Source organism: Mycobacterium ulcerans subsp. shinshuense (assembly GCF_002355775.1).
GTDB classification, from domain to species: Bacteria; Actinomycetota; Actinomycetes; order Mycobacteriales; family Mycobacteriaceae; genus Mycobacterium; species Mycobacterium marinum.
In genome coordinates this window covers 1,852,678-1,877,750 of the sequence record NZ_AP017624.1, presented here as the reverse complement: position 1 = coordinate 1,877,750, position 25,073 = coordinate 1,852,678, and the positions used below count along the sequence as shown (strand labels likewise).

22 protein-coding genes, 2 tRNA genes and 2 pseudogenes are annotated in these 25,073 nt (G+C 64.4%); 11 read left to right on the top strand and 15 right to left on the bottom strand.

Annotated features, from left to right (window positions below):
• Positions 1–59 precede the first annotated feature (59 nt).
• The 3 genes from SHTP_RS08640 to leuC all read right to left on the bottom strand — a co-directional run bounded on the left by SHTP_RS08640 (position 60) and on the right by leuC (position 2,989).
• Positions 60–722 (bottom strand): HU family DNA-binding protein, encoded by a 663-nt coding sequence (locus SHTP_RS08640; protein WP_012393541.1) that lies wholly within the window; start codon positions 720–722, stop codon positions 60–62.
• Positions 723–946: 224 nt separating this feature from the next.
• Complete coding sequence (leuD, locus tag SHTP_RS08635; RefSeq protein ID WP_096370335.1) at positions 947–1,543, bottom strand: 3-isopropylmalate dehydratase small subunit; 597 nt, start codon at positions 1,541–1,543, stop codon at positions 947–949.
• Between the two features lie 24 nt (positions 1,544–1,567).
• Positions 1,568–2,989: a 3-isopropylmalate dehydratase large subunit gene (gene leuC / locus SHTP_RS08630; protein ID WP_096370334.1), complete on the bottom strand. Its 1,422-nt coding sequence runs from the start codon at positions 2,987–2,989 to the stop codon at positions 1,568–1,570.
• Between the two features lie 82 nt (positions 2,990–3,071).
• Here leuC and SHTP_RS08625 point away from each other — a divergent pair, with 82 nt between their 5' ends.
• The 4 genes from SHTP_RS08625 to SHTP_RS08615 all read left to right on the top strand — a co-directional run bounded on the left by SHTP_RS08625 (position 3,072) and on the right by SHTP_RS08615 (position 6,027).
• A complete protein-coding gene (locus SHTP_RS08625) occupies positions 3,072–3,773 on the top strand; it encodes an IclR family transcriptional regulator (protein WP_096370333.1) in 702 nt (233 codons plus the stop codon).
• A 543-nt stretch (positions 3,774–4,316) separates the two neighbouring features.
• The gene (locus SHTP_RS28735) at positions 4,317–4,565 is read left to right on the top strand and encodes a hypothetical protein (protein WP_231991327.1); all 249 of its coding nucleotides are present in this window, start codon (positions 4,317–4,319) and stop codon (positions 4,563–4,565) included.
• Positions 4,565–5,566 carry an aminotransferase class I/II-fold pyridoxal phosphate-dependent enzyme gene (locus tag SHTP_RS08620; protein ID WP_231991326.1) on the top strand — a complete coding sequence of 334 codons (1,002 nt, stop codon included), beginning with the start codon at positions 4,565–4,567 and terminating at the stop codon, positions 5,564–5,566. The genes SHTP_RS28735 and SHTP_RS08620 overlap by 1 nt, the downstream gene beginning before the upstream one ends.
• Before the next feature lie 239 nt (positions 5,567–5,805).
• A complete protein-coding gene (locus SHTP_RS08615; protein ID WP_231991732.1) occupies positions 5,806–6,027 on the top strand; it encodes an MmpS family transport accessory protein in 222 nt (73 codons plus the stop codon).
• Here the strand turns inward: SHTP_RS08615 and SHTP_RS08610 are convergent.
• Positions 5,993–7,195, bottom strand: a complete 1,203-nt coding sequence (locus tag SHTP_RS08610; protein ID WP_420872973.1) for an ISAs1-like element IS2404/ISMul1 family transposase — start codon at positions 7,193–7,195, stop codon at positions 5,993–5,995. The genes SHTP_RS08615 and SHTP_RS08610 overlap by 35 nt on opposite strands.
• Before the next feature lie 145 nt (positions 7,196–7,340).
• Here SHTP_RS08610 and SHTP_RS08605 point away from each other — a divergent pair.
• A pseudogene (locus tag SHTP_RS08605) lies at positions 7,341–7,589 on the top strand (MmpS family transport accessory protein); the annotation flags it as partial.
• Positions 7,586–10,446 (top strand): annotated as a pseudogene (locus SHTP_RS08600) (MMPL/RND family transporter). The pseudogenes SHTP_RS08605 and SHTP_RS08600, both read left to right, overlap by 4 nt.
• Positions 10,447–10,471: 25 nt before the next feature.
• On the opposite strand, the gene SHTP_RS08595 reads toward SHTP_RS08600, so the two are convergent.
• Positions 10,472–11,437 carry an NAD(P)H-dependent flavin oxidoreductase gene (locus SHTP_RS08595; RefSeq protein WP_096370331.1) on the bottom strand — a complete coding sequence of 322 codons (966 nt, stop codon included), beginning with the start codon at positions 11,435–11,437 and terminating at the stop codon, positions 10,472–10,474.
• A 152-nt stretch (positions 11,438–11,589) separates the two neighbouring features.
• Between SHTP_RS08595 and SHTP_RS08590 the strand changes: the two genes are divergently transcribed.
• Entirely contained in the window at positions 11,590–12,111 is a 522-nt protein-coding gene (locus SHTP_RS08590) for a pyridoxamine 5'-phosphate oxidase family protein (protein WP_011740027.1), read from the top strand.
• A 16-nt stretch (positions 12,112–12,127) separates the two neighbouring features.
• Here SHTP_RS08590 and SHTP_RS08585 read toward each other — a convergent pair.
• From SHTP_RS08585 to SHTP_RS08570, 4 genes are all read right to left on the bottom strand, one after another.
• A tRNA-Glu gene (locus SHTP_RS08585) sits at positions 12,128–12,200 on the bottom strand.
• A 72-nt stretch (positions 12,201–12,272) separates the two neighbouring features.
• Positions 12,273–12,344 (bottom strand) — tRNA-Gln (locus tag SHTP_RS08580).
• A 143-nt stretch (positions 12,345–12,487) separates the two neighbouring features.
• Entirely contained in the window at positions 12,488–13,957 is a 1,470-nt protein-coding gene (gene gltX / locus SHTP_RS08575) for a glutamate--tRNA ligase (RefSeq protein ID WP_096370330.1), read from the bottom strand.
• The gene (locus SHTP_RS08570; RefSeq protein ID WP_096370329.1) at positions 13,954–14,751 is read right to left on the bottom strand and encodes a fumarylacetoacetate hydrolase family protein; all 798 of its coding nucleotides are present in this window, start codon (positions 14,749–14,751) and stop codon (positions 13,954–13,956) included. Before SHTP_RS08570 ends, gltX begins: the two co-directional genes overlap by 4 nt.
• Before the next feature lie 220 nt (positions 14,752–14,971).
• Here SHTP_RS08570 and SHTP_RS08565 point away from each other — a divergent pair, with 220 nt between their 5' ends.
• A complete protein-coding gene (locus SHTP_RS08565; RefSeq protein ID WP_172900655.1) occupies positions 14,972–16,246 on the top strand; it encodes an MFS transporter in 1,275 nt (424 codons plus the stop codon).
• On the opposite strand, the gene SHTP_RS08560 is transcribed toward SHTP_RS08565, so the two are convergent.
• Positions 16,146–17,165, bottom strand: coding sequence for a 3-isopropylmalate dehydrogenase (locus SHTP_RS08560; RefSeq protein ID WP_096370327.1), 1,020 nt, complete (start codon positions 17,163–17,165; stop codon positions 16,146–16,148). The two genes, SHTP_RS08565 and SHTP_RS08560, sit on opposite strands and share 101 nt — an antisense overlap.
• A gap of 55 nt (positions 17,166–17,220) precedes the next feature.
• Positions 17,221–18,807 (bottom strand): phosphoglycerate dehydrogenase, encoded by a 1,587-nt coding sequence (gene serA / locus SHTP_RS08555; RefSeq protein ID WP_096370326.1) that lies wholly within the window; start codon positions 18,805–18,807, stop codon positions 17,221–17,223.
• A gap of 30 nt (positions 18,808–18,837) precedes the next feature.
• Between serA and SHTP_RS08550 the strand changes: the two genes are divergently transcribed.
• Positions 18,838–20,268: a phytoene desaturase family protein gene (locus SHTP_RS08550; RefSeq protein WP_096370325.1), complete on the top strand. Its 1,431-nt coding sequence runs from the start codon at positions 18,838–18,840 to the stop codon at positions 20,266–20,268.
• Positions 20,265–20,867: an NAD(P)H:quinone oxidoreductase gene (gene wrbA, locus SHTP_RS08545; RefSeq protein WP_096370324.1), complete on the top strand. Its 603-nt coding sequence runs from the start codon at positions 20,265–20,267 to the stop codon at positions 20,865–20,867. Before SHTP_RS08550 ends, wrbA begins: the two co-directional genes overlap by 4 nt.
• Positions 20,868–20,923: 56 nt before the next feature.
• Here the strand turns inward: wrbA and ilvC are convergent, their stop codons facing one another.
• The 4 genes from ilvC to SHTP_RS29740 all read right to left on the bottom strand — a co-directional run bounded on the left by ilvC (position 20,924) and on the right by SHTP_RS29740 (position 24,629).
• Positions 20,924–21,925 (bottom strand): ketol-acid reductoisomerase, encoded by a 1,002-nt coding sequence (gene ilvC / locus SHTP_RS08540; RefSeq protein ID WP_036450759.1) that lies wholly within the window; start codon positions 21,923–21,925, stop codon positions 20,924–20,926.
• Between the two features lie 72 nt (positions 21,926–21,997).
• Positions 21,998–22,507, bottom strand: a complete 510-nt coding sequence (ilvN, locus tag SHTP_RS08535) for an acetolactate synthase small subunit (RefSeq protein WP_096370323.1) — start codon at positions 22,505–22,507, stop codon at positions 21,998–22,000.
• On the bottom strand, positions 22,507–24,363 hold the full coding sequence (locus SHTP_RS08530) for an acetolactate synthase large subunit (protein WP_096370322.1): 1,857 nt from the start codon (positions 24,361–24,363) through the stop codon (positions 22,507–22,509). The genes ilvN and SHTP_RS08530 overlap by 1 nt, the downstream gene beginning before the upstream one ends.
• Before the next feature lie 143 nt (positions 24,364–24,506).
• Entirely contained in the window at positions 24,507–24,629 is a 123-nt protein-coding gene (locus SHTP_RS29740) for a hypothetical protein (protein WP_020728169.1), read from the bottom strand.
• Positions 24,630–24,709: 80 nt separating this feature from the next.
• Here SHTP_RS29740 and SHTP_RS08525 point away from each other — a divergent pair, with 80 nt between their 5' ends.
• Positions 24,710–25,069 carry a PH domain-containing protein gene (locus tag SHTP_RS08525; protein WP_373120878.1) on the top strand — a complete coding sequence of 120 codons (360 nt, stop codon included), beginning with the start codon at positions 24,710–24,712 and terminating at the stop codon, positions 25,067–25,069.
• The last annotated feature ends 4 nt before the right edge of the window (positions 25,070–25,073 follow it).

Genomic DNA, 25,073 nt, shown 5'->3' with positions numbered 1-25,073 from the left:
CACGAATACCCTTCGGGGGGCATCGCTGCCACCCGAAGGGTATTTGCGTGTGAGCTGACTTACTTGCGACCGCGCCGGGTGCTCGTCGCCTTCTTGGCGGGAGCCTTGGTGGCCGGCCTCTTTGCCGCAGCCTTCTTGGCGGGTGCCTTGGTCGCAGCCTTGCGGACTGGCGCCTTGGCGGCGGTCTTCTTCACTGTTGCCTTGGTCACCTTCTTGGCCGGAGCCTTGGTGACCTTGGTCACGGCCTTCTTGGCGGGAGCCTTGGTCGCGGCCTTCTTGGCGGGAGCCTTGGTCGCGGCCTTCTTGGCGGGAGCCTTGGTCGCAGCCTTCTTGGCAGCGGTCTTGGTCGCGGCCTTCTTGGCGGGAGCCTTCTTTGCTGCCTTCTTGGCAGCGGCGCTCGCCATCACGCCACGCTTGACCGCCGGGCCCTCCGCCGGGAGACGCTGTGCGCCAGAGACAACCGCTTTGAATTGCGCGCCTGGGCGAAATGCCGGGACGGACGTCGGCTTGACCTTCACCGTCTCACCGGTACGCGGATTGCGGGCCACCCGGGCCGCACGGCGACGCTGTTCAAACACCCCAAATCCGGTAATCGTGACGCTGTCGCCCTTGTGCACGGCGCGCACAATGGTGTCGACAACATTCTCGACGGCCGCGGTTGCCTGCCTACGGTCCGAGCCCAATTTCTGTGTGAGCACGTCAATGAGCTCTGCTTTGTTCATCCAACCCTCCGAAGCTAGCGGTCCTCGTTTATGGAACCGACTAGTGGACACGGTAAACCCTCACCTGCCTGATTTCCAAGAGCCACGCGCAATTTCAGGACCCGTCGAACGCAATTTCGGCAATCCGATTGCCGCCCTTGACCGGTGGAGTGACCCCAAAATGGGTGTTGCTTGCCCACACCACAGCGGCTCACGGAAGGGAAAATTCCCCGCCCCAAGAGCCTTCAGGAGATAGGCAAAGTGCGCGGTTTCCACGCCGGATAAGCAGCCTCATATGCCTCGATTTCATCGAGTTTACGCAGCGTAAGGGCTATATCGTCAAGACCTTCAAGGAGTCGCCACGCGGTGTGGTCGTCAATCCTGAACGGCAGCACCACTGTTCCGGCAATCACATTTCGATCTTGAAGATTGACAGTGATTTCCAAACCTGGACTCTGCTCGATGAGCTTCCAAAGAAGTTCAACGCCATCTTGGTCGACTTCGGCGGCCAACAGACCCGCCTTGCCCGCGTTCCCGCGAAAAATATCGCCGAACCTCGAGGAGATGACCACCCGGAATCCGTAGTCCATGAGCGCCCAGACGGCATGCTCGCGGGAGGATCCGGTGCCGAAATCCGGCCCGGCCACCAACACCGAGCCCCGGTCAAAGGGGCTGAGGTTTAGCACGAATGACGGATCCGAGCGCCAGCTGGCGAACAACCCGTCCTCGAAACCGGTTCGCGTGACACGCTTCAGGAAAACCGCGGGAATGATCTGATCGGTGTCGACATTGGACCGGCGCAGCGGTACACCGATGCCGGTGTGGGTGTCAAAGGCTTCCATGACTCTTCCGATGTTTGTTTGAGTTCAATTCAAATCGGCAGGCGCGGATAGGGTGCCGCGAACCGCGGTTGCGGCGGCCACCGCCGGCGAGACCAAATGTGTCCGCCCGCCCTTGCCCTGGCGCCCCTCGAAGTTGCGGTTGGACGTCGCCGCACAGCGCTCCCCCGGCGCGAGCTGATCGGGGTTCATCCCTAGGCACATAGAGCATCCCGCCTGCCGCCATTCGGCGCCCGCGACCGTGAAGACCTCACCCAGGCCCTCCTTCTCGGCCTGGGCACGCACCCGCATGGAGCCGGGAACGATGAGCATTCGCACCCCTGGGGCGACCTTGCGGCCACGCAGCACTTCGGCCACGACCCGCAGATCCTCGATCCGGCCGTTGGTGCACGACCCGACGAACACGGCATCGACCGCGATCTCGCGCATGGCTTTTCCTGGCTCAAGGTCCATGTACGCCAATGCTTTCTCGGCGGCCTGGCGCTCGCCGTCATCGCCGATGAGCTCGGGATCGGGCACCGTGGCGCAAAGCGGCACGCCCTGGCCGGGATTGGTTCCCCACGTAACAAAGGGGCTCAGCTCGGCGGCGTCGAGATGGACCTCGGTGTCGAAGACGGCGCCAGGATCGGTCCGCAGTTGTTGCCAGTACCCAAGCGCGGCATCCCACTGGGCACCGGTTGGGGCGTGTGGCCGGTTTCGCAAGTACTCGTAAGTGGTCTCGTCCGGCGCCACCATCCCGGCTCGGGCGCCGGCCTCAATGCTCATGTTGCAGATCGTCATCCGGCCTTCCATGGACAGCGATTCAATGGCGCTGCCCTGGTATTCGATGACGTGCCCCTGCCCACCGCCGGTGCCGATCTTGGCGATCAGCGCAAGGATGATGTCCTTGGCCGACACTCCTGCGGGTAGTTGCCCATCCACATTGACCGCCATCGTCTTGAACGGCCGCAACGGCAGCGTCTGTGTTGCGAGCACATGCTCGACTTCGGAAGTGCCGATGCCCATCGCCAAGGCACCGAACGCGCCATGGGTCGAAGTGTGGCTGTCACCACAGACGATGGTCATTCCCGGCTGAGTGAGGCCCAACTGAGGTCCCACGACGTGCACGATGCCCTGCTCGACATCACCCATGGGGTGCAGCCGGATGCCGAATTCCGCGCAATTACGCCGCAATGTCTCCACCTGGGTCCGAGACACCGGGTCGGCGATCGGCTTATCGATATCGACGGTCGGCACATTGTGATCCTCGGTGGCGATAGTCAGATCGGGCCGTCGCACCGGGCGGCCGGCCAGGCGCAGACCATCGAATGCCTGCGGGCTGGTGACCTCATGCACCAGATGCAGATCGATGTAGATCAGGTCGGGAGCCTCGTTCCGACCGGACACCACGACGTGGTCGCCCCAGACCTTCTCAGCCAGCGTGCGCGCCTCGCGCGTCTGCAGTGCCATCTCGAATTGCCTCGATTCGTGTATCCGCGGCTCGCGATCAATGAGGGCTCCATCTCATAATACGAGACGCTAGTATCTCCTTGTGAGACAGGATAGAGGCATCGGCGTCATCGACAAAGCGGTGGGTCTGTTGCGCGCCACCGCGGAATCACCCTGCGGTTTGGCCGAACTATGCGAACGGACCGGCCTGCCCAGAGCCACCGCATACCGGCTGGCGGCGGCCCTGGAGGTCCATCGCCTGCTGGGGCGGGACGAGGACGGACGCTGGGGCCTGGGCCCCGCGATCACCGAGCTCGCGGCCCATGTCGACGATCCCCTGCTGACCGCCGGCGCGACCGTGCTGCCCCGATTGTGCGAGACCACCGGCGAAAGCGTGCAGCTGTACCGCCGCGAAGGCACGTCACGGGTGTGCGTGGCGGCGCTGGAACCACCTGCGGGCCTTCGCGATACGGTTCCGGTCGGCGCCCGGCTACCGATGACGGCGGGCTCCGGAGCCAAGGTGCTACTGGCCCACAGCGACCCGGCCACCCAGCAGGCCGTCCTACCAACCGCCAAATTCACCGACCGGGTGCTGGCCGAAGTACGCCGCCGGGGTTGGGCGCAGAGCGTGGCCGAGCGCGAACCCGGAGTAGCAAGCGTCTCGGCGCCGGTGCGCGATGGCCGCGGTGTCGTCGTCGCCGCCATATCGGTATCCGGTCCGATCGACCGGATCGGTCGACGGCCCGGGGCGCGTTGGGCCGCCGACCTGTTGGCCGCGGCCGACGAACTCGCCCGCCGGCTCTAGCGCTACCCGTTTGGCCGGCGGCCCCAATCTTGTGACACACCACCCGGTTCAGCCGCCCGCGCGTCGAGGCCTGGTGGCGATCGCCGCGCCCCTGCCTGCGGCAATCGATTCATTCCCGAAACGCCGCAGCCCCGGGCGCGCTAGGTTATTGTCGTTACCGTAATCCTGTCTGTAACCGGAACCACACGGCCGCGCTCGCCGACCGTTCGCACATTAGGTCAGGACCAATCAGATGCGCTCGATCCTCGTAGCGGCGATCCAGGATGCGGCGCCGTCTGCGCCGGAGTGCCGGCGCTGCAACGACGCTCGGGTGCGCACAATTTTGCCGAATCCGCGCTTTGGCGAAACGCGAGCGGCTTACCGGCCACGCTCACCTGACGCGGCACGGCTTGGGCGGTGAGCAATCCCCGACCGCCTCGGGCCGCAACCACCAAGCACTACCCGGCTCCACCGTCGGCAACCTGATCCGTTACCGCCGGGCACCAAGCCGCTGTCTCGTCGACATCCTCGTAGCTCGCAGAGCCAACCAATCATGGGGGAACCATGGATCTATTCGCCAAACTTGTCGCAGATCAGGATCCGCTGTTTCAACTTTCACGTGCCATCCACGGGATAGCGACATTTCCCAAGTTAGGCGGAGCCGCCGGCACGCGAATGACGTGGCGCGACGATGAATACATCATCTGGAACCTCAACAACTACCTTGGGCTGGCCGATCATCCCGAAGTCCGGGCGGCCGATGCCGAGTTCGCAGGCCGCTACGGACTGGCGACTCCATGGGCTCGAGAATGATGTCCGGCGAAACCGACGATCTCGAGCTACTCGAGAGCGAACTGGCCGACTATGCGCAAAAACCGGCAGCACTGGTCCTCAACTATGGCTATCAAGGCATGATCTCGCTGATTGACTCCCTGACCACCGAGGTGGACTGGATCGTGTCGGATGCGGAAAACCATGCCTGCATCATCGATGGGATTCGATTGCACCGTAAACGCGGTGAACGGACCCGAATGTTCGCCCACAACGACATTGACCAACTCGAGACACACCTGGCCGAAATCAACCGGGTGCGGGGCCCCGACTCCGGGGTGTTGGTGGTCACAGAGGGAGTCTTCGGAATGTCCGGCGATCAGGGCGCATTGCGCGAAATCGCGGCACTCAAGCAGCAGTACGACTTCCGGTTGCTCGTTGACGACGCACATGGATTCGGCGTTCTCGGCCCCAACGGCGGCGGCACCGGGGAACAACAGGGCGTCCAGGACGATATCGACCTCTATTTCGGCACCTTCACCAAGGCCGCCGCGGGCGCCGGAGCATTCGTCGCATCACAGGCCGATGTCATTTGGAAGCTTCGCTACACGATGCGGTCCCAGATCTTCTCCCGCGGCTTGCCCTGGCCGATCGTCGCGGGTAACCGGGTGCGTTTGGGGTTGCTGCGGCGTAGCGACGACCTGCGCCGACGAGCGCACGCGGTGGCCGGCAAACTTCAGGCCTCGCTGACCGAAGAAGGTCTCAACATCGGGAAAGCGAACTCTCTCATCACGCCGGTGTACCTGCCGATGGACCCGCTGTCGGCTCTCGCATTCTTGACCGAATTGCGCCATAAGCACGGAATATTCTGCTCAGCGGTGACCTATCCGGTGGTACCGCCCGGGATCGTTCAACTGCGCTTGATCTCAACCGCGGGCCACGACATCGCTGATGTCGAGCCGACGGTAAAAGCCATCGCGGCCGTCTACAAGGAATTGACCGGAAACCGGACCATCCCGCAGCTCGATAATGCGCCCACCTGAGCGATGTCGCCTTCGGGCACCGCGACCCGATGACGCCCTCTCGGCGGCGGACCCGCCCCAGCGCGTAGTTTCACCCGCTTTGTTCCCAGGATTCGGGCGCGAGCCGGTCCGATGAAATGCAAGAATTTACCCGCCTCGCGGCGCAATCACGGTGCCCTCATGGTCACGATGGGTTCGTCGCATAACGCGACGACCGGGCGATACCGAACGGGGGTTCAATGGTCAGCCTTTTTAGGCGAATGTGGGTGCCGATCGTGATGATCCTCGTCGCAATTGTCGGGGCATCGGTGGTAATGCGCTTGCATGGCGTCTTCGGCTCACATCGATATGTGCCGGATGCGGGCAACTCCGACGCCATTGTCGCGTTCAACCCGAAGTACGTTCGCTACGAGGTTTTTGGTCCTCCCAGGGCTCCGGCGTTGTTGATTAGCAGGCTTGTGAGCTGGGGAATTGTGGATTGAGGAGGTCTAGGCGGCGGTTGGCGGTCAAAGCGGTGATCCGGCAGGCTTCGGCGATGTTGTCGGCGCCGTTGAGGCGGTGCAGATTGATCGCGGTGTTGCGTAGCGTTGCTAGGACCTGTGCGCCGTTTCCGGTATGTGCCCTTTGACGGTCTTCGTCGAAGGTGACGTCGCGTATCCAGTGCAGGCTGTTCTCGATTCCCCAGTGTTGACGCATCCAGGTCATGATCGCGGTAGGGCGGGCGTGCTCGAACGGCAGGCTGCAGATGGCATAGACCACCTCCACGCTGCGCTGGTCGGTGGCGGTGATCAAGCGTTCACGAGTGATCCGGATGATTTGTTTTGCGTAGGGGAAGCCGATTCCTCGTGCAGCGGTGATGATTTGCAGGGTGCGGGTCTCGACACGGCCGTGGCCGCGGGAGTCGTCGGTAGCGGCTGCGGGCACCTCGGCCCAGGGCAGCGCGGTGATACGCGCAAGTATTTTGGCTTGGTTGGACTTGACGATCATCAGGTAGTGCGACTTCAAGGTGGCGCAGATCAACTTCGCGGTGACGACCTGGGTATGCATCGCATCCACGGTGACCAGCCACCGCAAGCTACCCGGCAGCAGCGTGAGCAGGGCACGTACGCAGGGAATTTCATTGCTTTTCTCGGCGACAGCGAGTTGACCGAGCACCAATCGGGCACGGTGGGCGAACACCGACACGAGATGCGTGGCTGTCGCTTTGGCGCGTAAAGCACCACGCAGCATCTTGCCGTCCAACGCGATCGGCACCAATCCACTGGGGTCGCTGCTGGCCACGTGTGCAGTGAAGTAACTGCCCATCCTGGCGTTGAGGTCGGCGGGGTCTAGCCGAGACAAAACAGCGCGGAAGGTCTTCTCACTGGGCCGCCGGAACCGGACCCCTAATTGGGCCAACACATCATCGGGAGCGGTGGCCGCCCATGTGGCAAAACCAGCATAGCCGCGCATCCCCGCGGCAGTGGCCAGAACCGCGATCGCCAACAAAGCCATCAGCGAATACCTCCGACCGCGTGGGCCCCTCGGGTCTGGCACCGAGGCCAACACATCGAGAAACTCCGATCCGATGAGCTCGCTGCGCTCACCAGGACTCCAGCGGTCGAACACCTCTGGAACCGACGACACAGGCAATACTGAAACGATAGGCACGGGCAACTCCAGACCAACGACGAACAGTAACCAACTCGATCGTTCTCCAGATAGCCCGTGCCTACACTCCGGCCCCAATAGCGCGGCACCAAAGATCATCAACCCAGCTCACAAGCCTGCTAATCAACAACGCCGGAGCCCTGTTGGTCCTCCGGGAACGGTCGTCACGGTCAATTACCTCGATGCCCAGGCCGAACCACACGAAGTCGCCAACGCCGCGATCCCGTGGTCGTTGACCATCGTGACCACACTGACCTCGGTGGTTGCCCATCTCGTGGCGCAGGGCAACAGCGCGACCCTGAGCTGTCGCATCACCGTCAACGGCGTGGTCCGCGCCGAGCGCACGGCCGATGCCCACGATGCCGCGACTAGTTGCCTAGTGAAATCTGCGTGACGCCGGCACACAGCGCGGGGCGCCCCTTTATCGCCCGGACTATCCAAAAGTTTTCGCTACCGGTCATTTTGCTCTGGATCGCGCTCACCGTCGGCGCCAACCTGCTGGCACCACAACTAGAAGAGGTCGCCAAAGAGCATTCGGTGTCGTTGAGCCCCAGTGATGCTCCGTCACCGATCGCGATGCGGCGCATCGGCAAAGACTTTCAGCAGTTCGACTCCGACAACACCACGATGATCGTGCTGGAGAGCAATGCCAAACTCGGCGACGAAGCTCACCGCTACTACGACGCACTAATTGCCAAGCTGTCGCAGGACAAGACGAACATCCAACACATCGACAATTTCTGGGGCGACAGGCTCACGGCCGCGGGTTCGCAAAGCGTCGACGGCAAGGCCACCTATGTGCAGCTGTACCTCACCGGTGGCCTGGGCAGTGCCAGAACCAACGATTCCGTTGCCGCAGTTGCGCGGATCCTCGACGATGTGCCGCCGCCGCCCGGAATCAAGGCCTACCTGACCGGCCCCGGTGCACTCGGCGCCGATCAAGACACGTCCGGCAACAGCAGTCTGCAACGGTTGACCGCGGTCACGATTGCGGTGATCACCATCGTGCTGTTGATCGCCTATCGATCGATTGCGGCCGTTGTGGTGATGCTGCTCACAGTCGGGATCGAGCTGCTTGCGGCACGCGACGTGATCGCTGCGCTGGCCGCCAACGACCTGATTGGCCTATCGACCTTCGCCATCAATGTCTTGACGGCACTGACGATCGCGGCGTCGACGGACTACATCATCTTTCTAGTCGGCCTCTACCAAGAGGCCCGGATGGCCGGCCAGGACCGAGAGCTCGCGTACTACACCATGTTCCGCGGGACAAGTCACGTCGTCTTGGGATCCGGGCTGACCGTCGCCGGAGCGATGTACTGCCTGAGCTTCACCAGGCTCCCCTACTTCCAAACCCTCGGGTCACCATGCTCGATCGGTCTGCTGGCGGTGATCCTGGCCTCATTGACCCTGGCGCCGGCAGTCATCGCCCTAACAACCAAATTCGGCGTATTCGAACCCAAACGCGCCACCACAACCCGGCGTTGGCGTCGCATCGGCACCATCGTGGTGCGCTGGCCGGGCCCGGTCCTGGTCGCCGCGGCACTGATCTCGCTGATCGGACTGCTCGCCCTGCCCAAGTACCAAACCAACTACAACGAGCGCCATTACATCCCGGCCGGCGCCCCCTCCAACATCGGCTACCGCGCATCGGACCGCCACTTCCCCCCGGCCCGCATGGAACCCGAAGTGCTGATGATCGAGGCGAACCACGATCTGCGCAATCCCACCGACATGATGCTGCTGGACCGGATCGCCAAAGGCGTGTTCCACCTTCCCGGCATCGCACGTGTCCAAGGCATCACCAGGCCACTGGGCTCACCGCTCGACCACAGCTCGATCCCGTTTCAGCTCAACATGCAAAACGCCATGACCATCGAGAACATGGGTTACCTCAAAGCCCGCGTCGCCGACATGTACACCATCACGATGAGCTGCAACACATGATCGATATCGCGGCGCGCCAACAAGAACTGACCCAACAGCTCAACGACGCCAGCCACGACATGCTCACCCACAACAAGCAGATGCAGGCCAACACCGATCAACTGCGTGATCAGATCGCCGAATTCGACGACCTGTGGCGACCCATCAGAAGCTATTTCTACTGGGAACGCCACTGTTCGGACATCCCGATCTGTTGGTCACTGCGGTCCCTGTTCGACGCGATCGACGGCGTCGACAAGCTCAGCGAAGACGTCGGCACGCTCACCGACGACCTCGATCGCATCGACGAACTCCAACCCAAACTGCTCGCCCTGCTGTCCCCGATGATCGCCACCATGCAAACCGTGAAGAGCCTCACCCAAACCACGGCCAGCACCTTCTCGGCACTGATCACCCAAACGGACGACATGACCCGCAACGCCACCGTCATGGGGCAGGCCCTCGACGCCTCCAAGAACGACGACTCCTTCTATCTGCCGCCGGAAGCCTTCGACAATCCCGACTTTCAACGGGGTCTGACCCTGTTCCTATCCCCCGACGGCACCGCGGCCCGGTTCATCATCACCCACAAGGGCGATCCCGCCACCGCCGAGGGAATCGCCCACATCGACCCGATCCTGCTGGCCGCGAGCGAGGCGGTGAAAGGAACCCCACTGGCAGCCGCCAACATCTACCTGGCCGGCACCGCGGCCACCTACAAGGACATCAGCGAGGGCAGCACCTATGACCTACTGATCGCGGTGGTGGCCACCCTGTGTCTGATCTTCGTGGTCATGCTGGCCATCACCAGAAGCGTTGTGGCCTCCGCGGTCATCGTCGGCACGGTGGCACTCTCGCTGGGCGCCGCCTTTGGACTCTCGGTCCTGTTGTGGCAGCACATCTTGCACATGCCGCTGCACTGGCTGGTGCTGCCCATGGCCGTGATCGTCATGCTGGCCGTCGGATCGGACTACAACCTGCTGCTGGTCGCCCGATTCCAGGAAGAGATCGGCGCCGGCCTCAAGACCGGCATGATCCGAGCCATGGCCAGCACCGGCCGCGTCGTCACCATCGCCGGACTGGTGTTTGCCTTCACGATGGGCTCCATGCTCACCAGCGACCTGCGCGTGGTCGGCCAGGTCGGCACCACCATCATGATCGGACTGTTGTTCGACACCCTGGTTGTCCGCTCTTTCATGATGCCCGCCATCGCGGCCCTGCTCGGCCGCTGGTTCTGGTGGCCGCGCCGGGTACCCACGCACGCCGCTTCGCCGCCGGCCGTTACGGCCAGTCCCGGTGCGGCCGCGACGTCTGTGCTGGCTTGACGTCGAACGTGCCCGCCGCCGGCGGCTAACCCGACCGGTTCAGTATCCGGGTGGCATCGCAGACCATCTCGGACACGATGTCAGCGGCGGGGCCAACTCTCGAGATCAGACCTACCGCCTCGCCAACCAGCACCGTGGCCATCTCGAAGTCCTCTGCCGCGACCGCGTTTTCGAAGGCGCCCAGCAGGTCCGGCAGTCGCCGTATCAGTTCGGATTCGTTGCCATGCCATGCCTGGCTCAACGAGTTGCTGAGCAACCGAAGATCGTATTCCGCCGGCCAATCCCGCTGCCGCACAATGTCGTAGACGCGGGTACGGATGGTGTCGTCCCCGCTGGCCTCCACCGCCCGCTGGTGGGCTCGCGGCGATACCAGCGCCTCTGGGCAAGCCCAGAATCTGGCACCCACCAGGGCGCCGTCTGCGCCCAGCGCCAGCGCTGCTGCCAGCCCGCGGCCATCGGCGATCCCCCCGGCCGCCACGACCAGCGTTTCGGCCGAGCGTTGGGCAACCAGGTCCACCACGTCGGGAACCAGCGTGAAAGTGGAGCGCACACTCATTCCGTGTCCACCTGACTCGCTGCCCTGGGCCACGATGATGTCCGGACCGACTTCCAGCACACGCAGCGCCTGCTCGCGGGTATGTATTTGGCAGATCAGCGGAATGCCGGCATCGTGGATGGGGCCGGCGAAGTTGTGTGGATCACCGAACGACAACATGATCGCCGCCGGGTTCGCGGCCAGGATCAGGTCGAGCAGCTCGGGATTGCGGGCGAGGCTCCAGGTAATGAACCCACATCCGACCCGTTGCCCCTGCGCCTGCTCCAACTGGCGCTGCAGCCACTCGGCCTCGCCATAGCCTCCACCGATCAGGCCCAGGCCACCCGCGGCGGTCACCGCCGCAGCGAGCCGGCCCCCCGACGTCATTGCCATCGGTGCCAGCAGGATCGGGTGTTGGACTCCGAGGAATTCTGTGAGACGGGTATTCAGCGACACCGCTAGCCCCCTTCAGAGAATTGTTGAGCTGCTGTTTCGGCTTTCTACCATGGCCCGCGGCCGGGGCGGTCACCGAAGTTCGCGGCACCGCGGTCGCTGCTGGCAGGCCGTCCGCCGGTAGGGATTGAGCCCGTGCCTGCCACACTGACCGAATGGGAACAAAGCAGCGCGCAGACATCGTCATGTCCGAGGCTGAAATCGCCAACTTCGTCACCACCAGTCGCACCGGCACACTGGCCACGATCGGGCCGAACGGCCAGCCCCACCTGACCGCGATGTGGTACGCCGTGGTCGACGGTGAGATCTGGCTGGAGACCAAGGCCAAGTCACAAAAGGCCGTCAATCTCAAACGGGATCCGCGGGTGAGCTTCCTGCTCGAAGACGGCAATACCTATGACACGTTGCGCGGGGTTTCCTTCGAGGGTGTCGCCGAGATAATCGACGATCCCGAGGCGCTGCACCGGGTGGGGGTCAGCGTGTGGGAACGCTACACCGGGCCCTACACCGACGACGTGAAGCCCATGGTCGACCAGATGATGAACAAACGCGTCGGCGTTCGGATCCTCAGCCACCGAACCCGATCCTGGGACCACCGCAAGCTCGGGCTGCCGCCCATGCCGGTCGGAGGCAGCACCGCGCCGGCTGTGCTGGGTACCGGTCGGACCGACCGGTAACGCACTTGTTCTGTTGTAGCCCCGATGGGATTCGAACCCACGCTACCGCCGTGAGAGGGCGGCGTCCTAGGCCGCTAGACGACGGGGCCAGAACCAATCCGAGCAGTCAGCATAGCTCACCCGGATAAGCCCACCTAATCGCTTGCACTGGTGGGCTTTTGCTGGGGTACCAGGACTCGAACCTAGAATGGCTGAACCAGAATCAGCTGTGTTGCCAATTACACCATACCCCATTTTGGCCTAAAACAGCTGGTCAGAGCGGATCTGCGAGATTTACCCGCATCGCGACCCCACTACTGCCAACCATTGTCGGCCGACGTGCACACTACCAAAGACTCAGCCGGTATTGCGCATGGCGCCTTCGATTCTCGTCACACTAGGGCGAACCGACCTGATCGCGCGCCGATCGGAGCCTGCCCAAACTACGTTCGCGGCCGAGCAGTTCCAGTGATTCACACAGCGGCGGACTAACCGTGGTGCCGGTGGCGGCAACCCGGATCGGGCCGAACGCCTTGCGCGGTTTGAGGGCCATACCCTCGATCAACGCGGTCTTGAGGGCCGCCTCGATGTCGGCAGTGGTCCAGTCGGCCGCACCGTCAAGCGCCGCGATAGCGGCGTCTAGCACTGGGCCGGCGTCGGGCCCCAGCTCCTTGGCCGCGGCTTTGGGGTCGATCGCGTACCGGTCGTCATTGAGGAACTTCAGCAATGCCCACGCATCCTCGAGTACCACGATGCGGGTCTGCACCAACTCCGCGGCGACGGCGAACGCCGCGTCGTCCAGCGCGAGCTGATGGCCGTGGGTATCCAGGTACGCGCGCAATCTGGCGGTGAAATCCGCGACGTCGAGCATCCGGATGTGCTCGGCATTGATCGCGTCAGCCTTCTTCTGATCGAAGCGCGCCGGGTTGGAATTCACGTCGGCCACATCGAACGCGGCCACCATCTCATCCAGGCTGAACAGATCGTGGTCATCGGCGATGGCCCAGCCGAGCAGCGCAAGGTAGTTGAGCAAGCCTTCGGGAATGAAGCCCCGGTCGCGGTGGGCAAACAGATTGGACTGCGGGTCCCGCTTGGAGAGCTTTTTGGTCCCATCCCCCAATACCGTTGGCAAGTGCGCGAATTCCGGAACGCGCTCGGCAATCCCGATGCGCATCAGCGCCTGGTATAGCGCGATCTGGCGCGGCGTGGACGGCAGCAGGTCCTCGCCGCGCAGCACGTGGGTGATCTTCATTAGCGCGTCGTCGCAGGGGTTGACCAAGGTGTACAACGGATCTCCGGTTGCCCGGGTCAACGCGAAGTCGGGCACCGAGCCCGCCGCGAAGGTGGTCGGCCCACGCACCAGGTCATGCCAAGCCAGATCGGTGTCGGGCATCCGCAGCCGCACCACTGGCTTACGGCCTTCGACCAGGTAGGCCGCGCGCTGGGAATCGGTCAGCTGACGGTCGAAGTTGTCGTAACCCAACTTGGGGTTGCGGCCGGCGGCGATGTGGCGGGCTTCGACCTCCTCGGGCGTCGAGAAGGCGTAATAGGCCTCACCCGCCGTCAACAGCTTGGCCACTACGTCGTGATAGATCTCGGTGCGCTGCGACTGCCGATAGGGCCCGTAGGGCCCGTCCACCTCGGGCCCCTCATCCCAGTCCAAGCCCAGCCAGCGCAACGCGTCGAGCAGGGCGAGATAGCTTTCCTCACTATCGCGTGCGGCGTCGGTGTCCTCGATGCGAAAAACAAAGGTGCCACCGGTGTGCCGGGCATAGGCCCAGTTGAACAGCGCGGTGCGAACCATTCCAACATGAGGGATACCGGTGGGCGACGGGCAGAATCGGACCCGGACGCTGGATGAAGTCACGACTTTCCTTTACGGACTACGGGGTTGGTCAGGGTGCCGATCCCCTCGATGGTGATGGAGACGGTGTCACCGTCTTCGATGGGACCGACCCCCGCGGGTGTTCCGGTGAGGATGAGATCACCGGGCAGCAATGTCATTACCGCCGAGATCCACTCCACGATGGCACCCACATCGTGGATCATCAGCGAGGTACGCGCGTGCTGCTTGACCGCACCATTGACTTCGGTGCGCAGTTCGAGGTCGGCAGGGTCGACATCGGTAACGATCCATGGCCCGACCGGACAGAATGTGTCATGGCCTTTGGCCCGGGTCCATTGCCCGTCGGATTTCTGCTGATCGCGGGCGGACACGTCATTGCCGATGGTGTAGCCGAGGATGTTGTCGACCGCCTGCGCGGCCGAGACGTCCTTACACGGCCGGCCGATCACAATCGCCAGTTCGCCTTCGAAGTGGACTGGTGATGCGTTGGCGGGCAACCGAATCGGCACGTTCGGACCGACGATCGCCGTGTTGGACTTGAGGAATATCACCGGATCCGCCGGCGTCGGACCGGTTTGGCCGCCCATCTCCGCGATGTGATCGGTGTAGTTCTTGCCGACACAGACCACCTTGCTGGCAAGTATCGGGGCCAGCAGCCGCACATCGGCCAACGGCCACGAGCGGCCGGTGAAGTTCGGCGTCCCGAAAGGGTGCTCCGCGATCTCCCGGGCGGTCATCGCACCCGGATTGTCTAACTCGCCTTCGATGCTCGCGAAGGCGACCCCGTCAGGGCTGGCAATACGTCCAAGGCGCATTCGGATGAGCCTAGCGGGGCGACGATTCGGGCTGGCACGGCCCGATGAGAAGCCCCGCAATCCCACCCAGCGGGCCTGGGCGCGCTGCGGCCCGGCGATCTTACTGGAAAGCGATTCGATGGCGCCCTGCGCCGAGTCCGCCGATCCCGCTGCGCCACCCGACAGCGCAGAGGTGTGCAAGCATTAGCTAGTGCCTGATGAGTCGAGCGCCACACAGGAACTGAGTCTTTCCGCGCGGTGGTGGATTGTGCTCGTCTCGCTGATCGTCACAGCAAGCTCATTTCTATTCATCAACGGTGTCGCCTTCCTGATCCCCCGGTTGGAAAACGCGCGCGACACCCCGCTGGCCGAGGCGGGTCTGCTGGCGTCCATGCCCAGCTGGGGCATGGTGGTAACGCTGGTCGCCTGGGGCTATGTGTTGGACCACGTCGGCGAGCAGATCGTGATGACCGTGGGCTCGGCGCTCACCGCGATCGCCGCCTATGCCGCGGCATCGGTGGATTCGCTGTTGTTGATGGGCATCTATCTGTTCCTCGGCGGCATGGCGGCCGCCAGCTGTAACAGCGCCGGCGGCCGGTTGGTGTCCGGCTGGTTTCCGCCCCATCAACGTGGGTTGGCGATGGGTATCCGTCAGACGGCGCAACCACTGGGAATCGCCCTAGGTGCGCTGGTGATCCCCGAGCTGGCCGAACACAGCATTCACAACGCGTTGATGTTTCCCGCTGCCTTTTGCACGATCGCCGCGGTAGCCAGCCTGGTCGGCGTGGTCGACCCGCCCCGCAAGTCCCGCAAAGTGGCCAGCAAGGAAGAACTTGCCAGCCCGTATCGGGGTTCGGCGGTGTTGTGGCGAATTCATGCGTCCTCGGCGCTGCTGATGATGCCCCAGACCGTGACCGTCACGTTCATGCTGGTTTGGCTGATGAATCATCACGGCTGGCCGGTTGCCACTGCCGGAATCCTGGTGACCGTCTCGCAGCTGCTGGGCGCGCTGGGCCGCATCGCGGTAGGCCGCTGGTCCGACCGCGTGGGTTCGCGGATGCGACCGGTGCGCGTCATCGCGATCGCGTCGGCTGCCGCCCTGTTCCTGCTCGCGCTCGTCGACGACGAGGGCTCCCGGTATGACGTCCTACTGATGATCACGATCACGGTGATCGCAGTGCTCGACAATGGGCTGCAGGCAACCGCGATCACGGAATACGCCGGGCCGTACTGGAGCGGACGCGCATTGGGCGTTCAAAACACCACTCAGCGCCTGATGGCGGCCGCCGGGCCTCCCATCTTCGGTGCGCTGATCACCACGGCTGCCTACCCACTGGCCTGGGGACTGTGCGGGTTGTTCCCGCTGGCAGCGATACCGCTGGTTCCCACCCGGCTACGTCCGCCCGGGTTGGAGCCTAGAGAGCGGCCGCAATCCGCTCGCCGACTGCGGCGGTGGCAAGCCGTTCGTTCCCGCGAGTTGCCAAGTAACCCTCGACCGCCCGATCCACCCGGCTAGCCGCGTCGTCCAGGCCCAGGTGGGCAAGCAGCAGCGACACCGACATGATGGCCGCGGTCGGATCGGCGATGCCCTGACCGGCGATATCGGGCGCACTTCCGTGCACCGGCTCGAACATCGACGGGTTGGTCCGGGTCGCATCGATGTTTCCGCTGGCGGCCAGGCCGATTCCACCGCACACGGCCGCCGCCAGGTCGGTGATGATGTCGCCGAACAAGTTGTCGGTGACGATCACGTCAAAGCGGCCGGGATCGGTAACCATGTGGATGGTCGCCGCATCGACGTGCTGGTAGGCCAACTCGACATCGGGATACTCTTCGCCGATCTCCTGCACGGTCCGCCACCACAGCGAGCCCGCAAAGGTCAGCACGTTGTTCTTGTGCACCAGGGTCAGGTGCTTGCGCCGCCGCATGGCTCGTTCGAAGGCGTCCCGCACCACTCTGCGCACCCCGAACGCGGTGTTCACGCTGACCTCGGTGGCAACCTCATTGGCCGTGCCGACCCGGATCGCGCCGCCGTTTCCGGTGTAAGGGCCTTCCGTTCCCTCACGCACCACCACGAAGTCGATCTCGGGATTGCCCGGCTCCAACGCCAACGGGCTCTTCACTCCCGGATACAGCCGACCCGGACGAAGATTGATGTGGTGGTCCAGCTCGAATCGAAGCCGTAGTAGCAGACCCCGCTCGAGCACGCCGCTGGGCACCGACGGGTCACCGATCGCGCCCAACAAGATGGCATCGTGCTCGCGTAACTCCGCGATCACCGAATCCGGCAATATCTCGCCGGTGGCATGAAAACGCCGTGCACCCAGGTCATAGTTCGTCTTCTCGACACCCGGCTGGACCACGTCGAGGATCTTGACCGCTTGGGCCGCCACCTCGGGACCGATCCCGTCACCGGCAACGATCGCTAATTTCATCGGTATCGCTCTCCTGCCCCCACGTCGTTTCGCTGCACGCCGTCACCGCCGCGGCTCACGAGAGATCGACAACTTCAAGCCTGTTGGCGCCCACCGCGGCGGCGATGGCCGAACGCACATCCTCAGGCACATCCTGGTCCAGGCGCAGCAGAACGGTGGCGCCCGGGCCCTCCACGTCCTCGGAGAGCTGCGCGGCATGGATGTTCACCCCGGCCGCACCCAGCAGCGTGCCGATCTTGCCCAAAGCCCCCGGCTGGTCGACGTAGTTGACGATCAGGTTGGTCCCCTCGGCCCGCAGGTCGAAGTGCCGGCCGTTGATCTGAACGATCTTGTGGGTCAACTGCGCGCCGTACAACGTGCCCGAGACGCTCACCACCGAGCCGTCCGCCCCGACGACACGCACGTCGACGACGCTGCGGTGGTTGGGGCTCTCGGAGGCCTTGCTGATCTCGACGAAAACACCGCGTTCGGCGGCCAGCGCCGGCGCATTGACGAAGGTCACCGGGCCTTCGACGACCGCCGAGAACATACCGCGCAGTGCCGACAGCTTGAGCACCTCGACGTCTTCAGACGCCAGCTCGCCACGGGCCTGAACCGACAGCGACACCGGTGGTTCATCGGACAGCGCGGCGGCCAGTACCCCGAGTTTGCAGGCCAGATCCAGCCACGGGGCCACCTCCTCGTTGACCGCACCACCGGCGATGTTCACCGCGTCGGGAACGAACTCACCGGCCAGCGCCAGCTTCACGCTGGCGGCGACGTCGGTTCCGGCCCGGTCCTGGGCCTCGGCGGTGGAGGCCCCCAAATGCGGTGTGACCACGACCTGCGGTAGCTCGAACAGCGGGCTGTCGGTGCACGGTTCGGTGGCGAACACGTCGAGCCCGGCCCCACGGACGTGGCCGCTGGTGATGGCCTCCGCCAGCGCTGACTCGTCGATCAGTCCGCCGCGTGCGGCGTTGACGATGATGACGCCGGGCTTGGTCTTGGCCAGCGCCTCCTTGCCGAGCAGGCCGGCCGTCTCGGGCGTCTTGGGCAGGTGCACCGAGATGAAGTCGGCACGGGCCAGCAGGTCGTCCAGGGGCAGCAGCTCAATGCCCAGCTGAGCCGCGCGCGCGGGCGACACGTAGGGGTCGTAGGCGACCACATGGGCACCGAACGCCTCGACCCGCTGTGCGACCAACTGCCCGATCCGGCCCAGACCCACCACCCCGACGGTCTTGCCGAAGATCTCCGCACCGGAAAACGATGACCGCTTCCAGGTGTGCTCGCGCAATGAGGCGTCGGCGGCCGGGATCTGGCGAGCGGCGGCCAGCAGCAGCGCCATCGCATGCTCGGCGGCGCTGTGAATGTTGGAGGTGGGAGCGTTGACCACCAGCACACCGCGCGTGGTAGCCGCATCCACGTCGACGTTATCCAGCCCCACGCCGGCGCGCGCGACGATCTTGAGCTTGGTCGCCGCGGCAAGTACCTCGGCGTCGACCGTGGTGGCCGAACGCACCAACAACGCGTCGGCCTCGGGCACCGCGGCCAGCAGCTTTTCCCGGTCAGGACCGTCCACCCAGCGCACCTCGACCTGGTCTCCCAGGGCAGCGACTGTTGATTGAGCAAGTTTGTCGGCTATTAACACAACAGGGAGGTTCACGCGGCCAGCGTAGTCGGCTGTAATCATGGGGTGGACGTCACCGTCGTCGGCAGCGGGCCCAACGGGTTGACCGCAGCGGTGATCTGTGCTCGCACAGGTCTAAGAGTGCAGGTCATAGAGGCCCAACAGACCTTCGGTGGCGGCTCCCGCACGGCAGCTGACTTCGAATTTCCCGGAGTCCTGCACGACGTGTGCTCAGCGGTGCACCCACTGGCGCCGGCGTCGCCGTTTTTTGTCGAGTTCGATCTGGCCGCCCGGGGCGTGCGGCTGGCCGTGCCGCACATCTCCTATGCCAACCCGCTGCCGGACCGCCCAGCGGCGATCGCCTACCGCGATCTGCGGCAAACCTGCGCCGAACTCGAGCATGGCCCATCCTGGGAGCGCTTGCTGGGCCCGCTCGTAGAGAACTGCGACGCCGCGGTCGATTTGCTACTCGGCGACAAGCGGTCGGTACCCACCGCGCTGCGCCCCGCCATGCATCTGGGTCTACGCGTCCTGGCGCAGGGCACCCCAGCATGGCGCGGACTCGCTGGCGAAGATGCCCGCGCATTGTTCACCGGCGTTGCTGCCCACGCTATTTCGCCGCTGCCTTCGCTGGTGTCGGCCGGCGCGGGGCTGATGCTGGCCACCCTGGCCCATAGGGTCGGCTGGCCCATCCCGATCGGCGGCAGCCAGGTGATTCCCGACGCGCTGATCGCCGATCTGCGCGCGCACGGCGGCGAGATGACCGCCGGGATCGAGGTGACCGAACCGCCCCAGGGCGTCGCCGTCTTCGACACCGCACCCACGGCATTGCTGCAGGTGTATCGGGACACGATCCCCAACCGGTACGCGACCGCATTGCGCCGGTACCGATTTGGATCCGGGGTAGCCAAGGTCGACTTCGTGCTCAACGGCGACATCCCGTGGTCGGATGACCGGATCGCGACGGCCCCGACATTTCACCTCGGCGGTACGCGCGAACAGATGGCGCACGCCGAAGCAGAAATCGCCGCCGGGCGCCACGCCGATTGGCCGATGGTGCTGGCGTCCTCGCCCCACACGTCCGATCCCGGCCGCGTCGACGACGGCGGCCACCGGCCATTTTGGACCTACGCCCATGTGCCGGCGGGGTTTTCCGTCGATGCCACCGAGGCGGTGTGTCGTGTCGTCGAACGGTTCGCGCCCGGCTTCCGTGACGTCGTGGTGGCGGCTCGCAGCGTGCCCGCGGCCGCGATGGCCGCGCACAACGCCAACTACGTGGGCGGCGACATCGCAGTGGGGGCAAACTCCGTCTGGCGAGCGATGGCTGGCCCCACCCCGCGGCTAAATCCTTGGCGCACACCGATTCCGAAGGTGTACCTGTGTTCGGCCGCAACCCCACCCGGCGCCGGGGTCCATGGCATGGCCGGCTACTACTGTGCGCGCACGCTCTTGCGTCGCGAGTTTGGGATTGCCGAAATGCCTAAGCTATCGCTATGACAAAACTCGCGGTCATTTACTACTCGGCCACCGGCCACGGGACAACGATGGCGCGGCACGTCGCCGCCGCGGCCGAGTCCGCCGGCGCCGAGGTACGGGTGCGACACGTCGCCGAAACCCGCGACCCCGATTCATTCGCCCACAATCCCGCGTGGTCAGCCAACTACGAAGCGACCAAAGACCTTCCGGCTGCCACCGGAGACGACATCGTGTGGGCCGACGCGGTCATTTTCGGTTCACCCACCCATTTCGGATCGGTCGCGGCACAGCTGCGCGAGTTCCTCGACTCACTCGGCGGGCTGTGGGCCGAAGGCAAGCTGGCCGACAAGATTTACGCGGCCTACACCTCAACCAACACCGCCCACGGCGGTCAAGAGACCACCCTGCTCACGTTGTATGTCACGCTGATGCATTTCGGGGGCATCATCGTGGCGCCGGGGTACACCGACGCGCTCAAGTTCATCGACGGCAATCCCTACGGAACGAGCCTGGTGGCCACCCACGACAACATCAACGACATCGACGAGCCGACCGCCAACGCTTTGGACCACCTGGCGCGCCGCGTGGTGCACACCGCCGATCGGCTCGCCTCCGGCTAAGCCCGATCGCCGAGCGCCACGCTGGTGTGACGCTCGGCGCCGTGAGCCGCAAAGGGCTAGGCCGTCTCGGTGATCGGGCGGTCCACCCAGCTCATCAGGTCGCGCAGCTTCTTACCGGTGACCTCGATCGGGTGCTCGGCGTTCTCCTTGCGCAGCGCCTCGAGTTGCTTGTTGCCGCCCTCGACGTTGGCGACCAGCTTCTTGACGAAGTCGCCGCTCTGGATGTCGCGCAAGATGGCGCGCATCCGCTCCTTGGTGCCCGCGTCGATCACGCGCGGACCGGACAGGTAGCCACCGAACTCCGCGGTGTCCGACACCGAGTAGTTCATCCGGGCGATGCCGCCCTCGTACATCAGGTCGACGATCAGCTTGAGCTCGTGCAGCACCTCGAAGTAGGCCATCTCCGGCGGGTAGCCCGCCTCGACCATCACGTCGAAACCGGTCTTCACCAGTTCCTCTGTGCCACCGCACAACACGGCCTGTTCGCCGAACAGGTCGGTCTCGGTCTCGTCTTTGAAGGTGGTCTTGATGACGCCGGCCCGAGTGCCGCCGATCGCCTTGGCATAGGACAACGCCAGCGCCTCACCCTTGCCGGTCGGGTCCTGGTCGACCGCGATCAGACACGGCACGCCCTTGCCGTCGACGAACTGACGGCGCACCAGGTGGCCGGGCCCCTTCGGGGCCACCATGGCCACGGTGACGTCGGCCGGCGGCTTGATCAGGCCGAAGTGGACGTTGAGGCCGTGACCGAAGAACAAGGCGTCACCGGGCTTGAGGTTGGGCTCGATGTCGTTGGCAAAGATCTCGGCCTGGGCGGTGTCGGGTGCCAGCACCATGATGACGTCGGCCCACTCGGCCACCTTGGCCGGCGTATCGACCTCGATGCCCTGCTCCTCGACCTTGGCCCGCGACTTCGAGCCCTCTTTGAGCCCGACCCGCACCTGGACACCCGAGTCGCGCAGACTCAGCGAGTGCGCATGTCCCTGGCTGCCGTAGCCGATCACACCGACCTTGCGGCCCTGGATGATCGAAAGGTCGGCGTCATCGTCGTAGAACATCTCCAATGCCTGGGATGACACGTCTGCCACGTGAATATCTCCTTCTTACTTGTCTTTTCGAAACGTACGAATTTACTTGGCGGCGGTGCCGATGCCGCGCGGACCGCGGGACAACGCCACCATTCCGGACTGGGCGATTTCGCGGATGCCGAACGGCTCCAGTACTCGAAGCAACGCTTCCAGCTTGCCGCGGTCGCCAGTGGCCTCGATGGTCAGCGATTCCGGCGATACGTCAATGATCTTGCCACGGAACAGATTTACCGCTTCAATCACCTGACTGCGGGTGCCCGCATCCGCCCGAACCTTGATCAGCGCCAGTTCCCGGGCCACCGAGTGGTCGTCATCCTGCTCGATGATCTTGATGACGTTGATCAACTTGTTGAGCTGCTTGGTGATCTGCTCGAGCGGAGTCGCCTCGGCGGAGACCACGATGGTCATCCGCGACATGTCCTTCTGCTCGGTAGCACCCACAGCCAACGACTCAATGTTGAAACCACGCCGCGAGAACAGCGCCGCGACGCGCGCCAACACACCGGGCTCGTCTTCGACCAGCACCGACAAGGTGTGAGTCTTCGTGCTCATCAGGCGTGCCCTTCGCTCTCGTCGTCGAACAGCGGGCTGATGCCGCGGGCCGCCTGGATCTCGTCGTTGCTGGTTCCGGCGGCAACCATCGGCCAGACCTGCGCATCGGCACCGACGATGAAGTCGATGACCACTGGCCGATCACTGATCTCCCTGGCCTGGTTGATCACGTCGGCGACATCTTCTTCTCGCTCGCAACGCAATCCCACACAGCCCAGGGCCTCGGCCAGCTTGACGAAGTCTGGGATGCGGTGTGAGTGGGTGGCGAGGTCGGTTTGTGAGTAGCGCTCCTCGTAGAACAGATTCTGCCACTGCCGCACCATGCCCAGGTTGCCGTTGTTGATCAGTGCGACCTTGATCGGGATGCCCTCGATCGCGCAGGTGGCCAGTTCCTGATTGGTCATCTGGAAGCATCCGTCGCCGTCGATCGCCCAGACCTCGGTGTCGGGCAGCGCGATCTTGGCACCCATGGCCGCCGGGATGGCGAAGCCCATCGTGCCCAGCCCGCCGGAGTTGAGCCAGGTGCGCGGCTTCTCGTACTTGATGAACTGTGCCGCCCACATCTGGTGCTGCCCGACTCCGGCGACATAGATGGCGTCGGGGCCGGCGATCTCGCCCAGCTTCTCGATCACGTATTCCGGGCCCAGGCTGCCGTCACTTTGAGGTCCGTAGCTCAGCGGATACGTCGCCCGCACACCCTCCAGGTACGCCAGCCATTCGGACATCTCGATGTTGCCCGGAATGTCGTAGTGGCGCAGCATCGCGATCAGCTCGGTGATAACGGCCTGAACGTCACCCACGATCGGAACATCGGCGTTGCGGTTCTTGCCGATCTCGGCAGGGTCGATGTCGGCGTGGATCACCTTGGCCTCGGGGGCGAAGGAGTCGAGCTTTCCGGTGACCCGGTCGTCGAAGCGGGTGCCCAGGGCGATCAGCAGGTCGCTGCGCTGCAGGGCCGCCACCGCGGCCACCGTGCCGTGCATGCCCGGCATGCCCATGTTCTGGCGGTGGCTGTCAGGAAACGCGCCACGCGCCATCAGGGTGGTGACCACCGGAATGCCGGTCAGTTCGGCCAACTCGGCCAGCTGCTCGGTCGCCTCGCCACGAATGACGCCGCCGCCCACGTACAGCACGGGCTTGCGCGCGGCCCCGATCAGCTTGGCGGCCTCACGGATCTGCCGGTTGTGCGGCTTGGTGTTCGGCTTGTAACCCGGCAGATCCATCTGCGGCGGCCAGCTGAACGTGCACTGGGCCTGCAACACGTCCTTGGGGATGTCGACCAGCACAGCGCCGGGGCGCCCCGAGGCCGCGATGTGGAAGGCCTCGGCCAGCACCCGAGGGATGTCGTCACCGGTGCGAACCAAGAAGTTGTGCTTGGTGATCGGCATCGTGATGCCAGAGATGTCGGCTTCCTGGAAGGCGTCGGTGCCGATCAACCCGCGGCCAACCTGACCGGTGATGGCGACCACCGGGATCGAGTCCATCTGGGCGTCGGCCAGCGGAGTCACCAGGTTCGTCGCGCCCGGGCCCGAGGTCGCCATGCACACCCCGACCTTGCCGGTGGCATGCGCGTAGCCGCTGGCCGCGTGACCGGCGCCCTGTTCGTGACGGACCAGCACGTGACGTAGCTTCTGCGAGTCGAACAGCGGGTCATACACCGGCAGGACGGCACCGCCGGGAATCCCGAAGATGATCTCGACGTCGAGTTCTTCCAGCGACCGGATGACCGACTGGGCGCCGGTAAGCTGCTCCGGTGCAACATGTTTCGAGTGAACCGGCGAAGAGTTCACGCCAGCTGCCACGCCGCGCGGCTGCGGCTCTGATGTCGGGGAGTGTCGCTTGGTCGGTGCGCTCACTGTCCTTCTAGTCCTTTGTCCCGCTTCGCTGTCGAAGTCTCGTTGGTTAGGCAACAAAAAACCCCCGTCAGCTCAGCTGCTGCACGAGGGTTGCGCGTTGGTGCTCGATTGACCTAGTCAGGCAACAACGCGCCGACCAAGTACTACAAGCTTTCCGGGGGTTCCGGCGGTATCCATAGCGTCTGACGGTAGCCTTCGCACAGCTCAACCGTCAAATCCGAGGCCTCGAGCTGGTGTTCACCGTCGGCTTCGGCGCCGGTCCGCACCGGCGCCACCGCCCCGACATGGCCAGACGGACCCGATTGCGCGGCGATGGAATGATACGAGGGTGACTACTCAAACGGCGGTGGTGATCAGGGTGTCGCCCATTGCGCACCTTGCGGTTGGCTTTGCGACGCTGGGTCTGCTGATACCGGTGCTGGCCTGGCCGCCAAGCGCTCCGCTGCTCCTTCTCCCGGTGCTGGTTTCGGCGCTGATCATCCGGCTGCGGACGGTCGCCGACGAGAACGGGGTGACCGCGCGGACATTGCTGGGCAGTACCACCGTGGCCTGGGATGACATCGAAGGTTTGCGGTTTAACCGCGGTTCCTGGGCGCGGGCCCAACTCAGAAATGGCGGTGAACTGCGGTTGCCCGCGGTCACCTTCGCGACTCTGCCGCAGCTGACCGAAGCCAGCTCAGGGCGCGTCCCCAATCCGTACCGGTGAGGCC

What these genes read in the sequence shown, in the direction of transcription:
- SHTP_RS08640 (WP_012393541.1), bottom strand. Translation starts at nt 722, where the DNA reads ATGAACAAAGCAGAGCTCATTGACGTGCTCACACAGAAATTGGGCTCG.
- leuD (WP_096370335.1), bottom strand. Translation starts at nt 1,543, where the DNA reads ATGGAAGCCTTTGACACCCACACCGGCATCGGTGTACCGCTGCGCCGG.
- leuC (WP_096370334.1), bottom strand. Translation starts at nt 2,989, where the DNA reads ATGGCACTGCAGACGCGCGAGGCGCGCACGCTGGCTGAGAAGGTCTGG.
- SHTP_RS28735 (WP_231991327.1), top strand. Translation starts at nt 4,317, where the DNA reads ATGGATCTATTCGCCAAACTTGTCGCAGATCAGGATCCGCTGTTTCAA.
- SHTP_RS08620 (WP_231991326.1), top strand. Translation starts at nt 4,565, where the DNA reads ATGTCCGGCGAAACCGACGATCTCGAGCTACTCGAGAGCGAACTGGCC.
- SHTP_RS08615 (WP_231991732.1), top strand. Translation starts at nt 5,806, where the DNA reads ATGTGGGTGCCGATCGTGATGATCCTCGTCGCAATTGTCGGGGCATCG.
- SHTP_RS08590 (WP_011740027.1), top strand. Translation starts at nt 11,590, where the DNA reads ATGGGAACAAAGCAGCGCGCAGACATCGTCATGTCCGAGGCTGAAATC.
- SHTP_RS08570 (WP_096370329.1), bottom strand. Translation starts at nt 14,751, where the DNA reads ATGCGCCTTGGACGTATTGCCAGCCCTGACGGGGTCGCCTTCGCGAGC.
- SHTP_RS08560 (WP_096370327.1), bottom strand. Translation starts at nt 17,165, where the DNA reads ATGAAATTAGCGATCGTTGCCGGTGACGGGATCGGTCCCGAGGTGGCG.
- wrbA (WP_096370324.1), top strand. Translation starts at nt 20,265, where the DNA reads ATGACAAAACTCGCGGTCATTTACTACTCGGCCACCGGCCACGGGACA.
- ilvC (WP_036450759.1), bottom strand. Translation starts at nt 21,925, where the DNA reads ATGTTCTACGACGATGACGCCGACCTTTCGATCATCCAGGGCCGCAAG.
- ilvN (WP_096370323.1), bottom strand. Translation starts at nt 22,507, where the DNA reads ATGAGCACGAAGACTCACACCTTGTCGGTGCTGGTCGAAGACGAGCCC.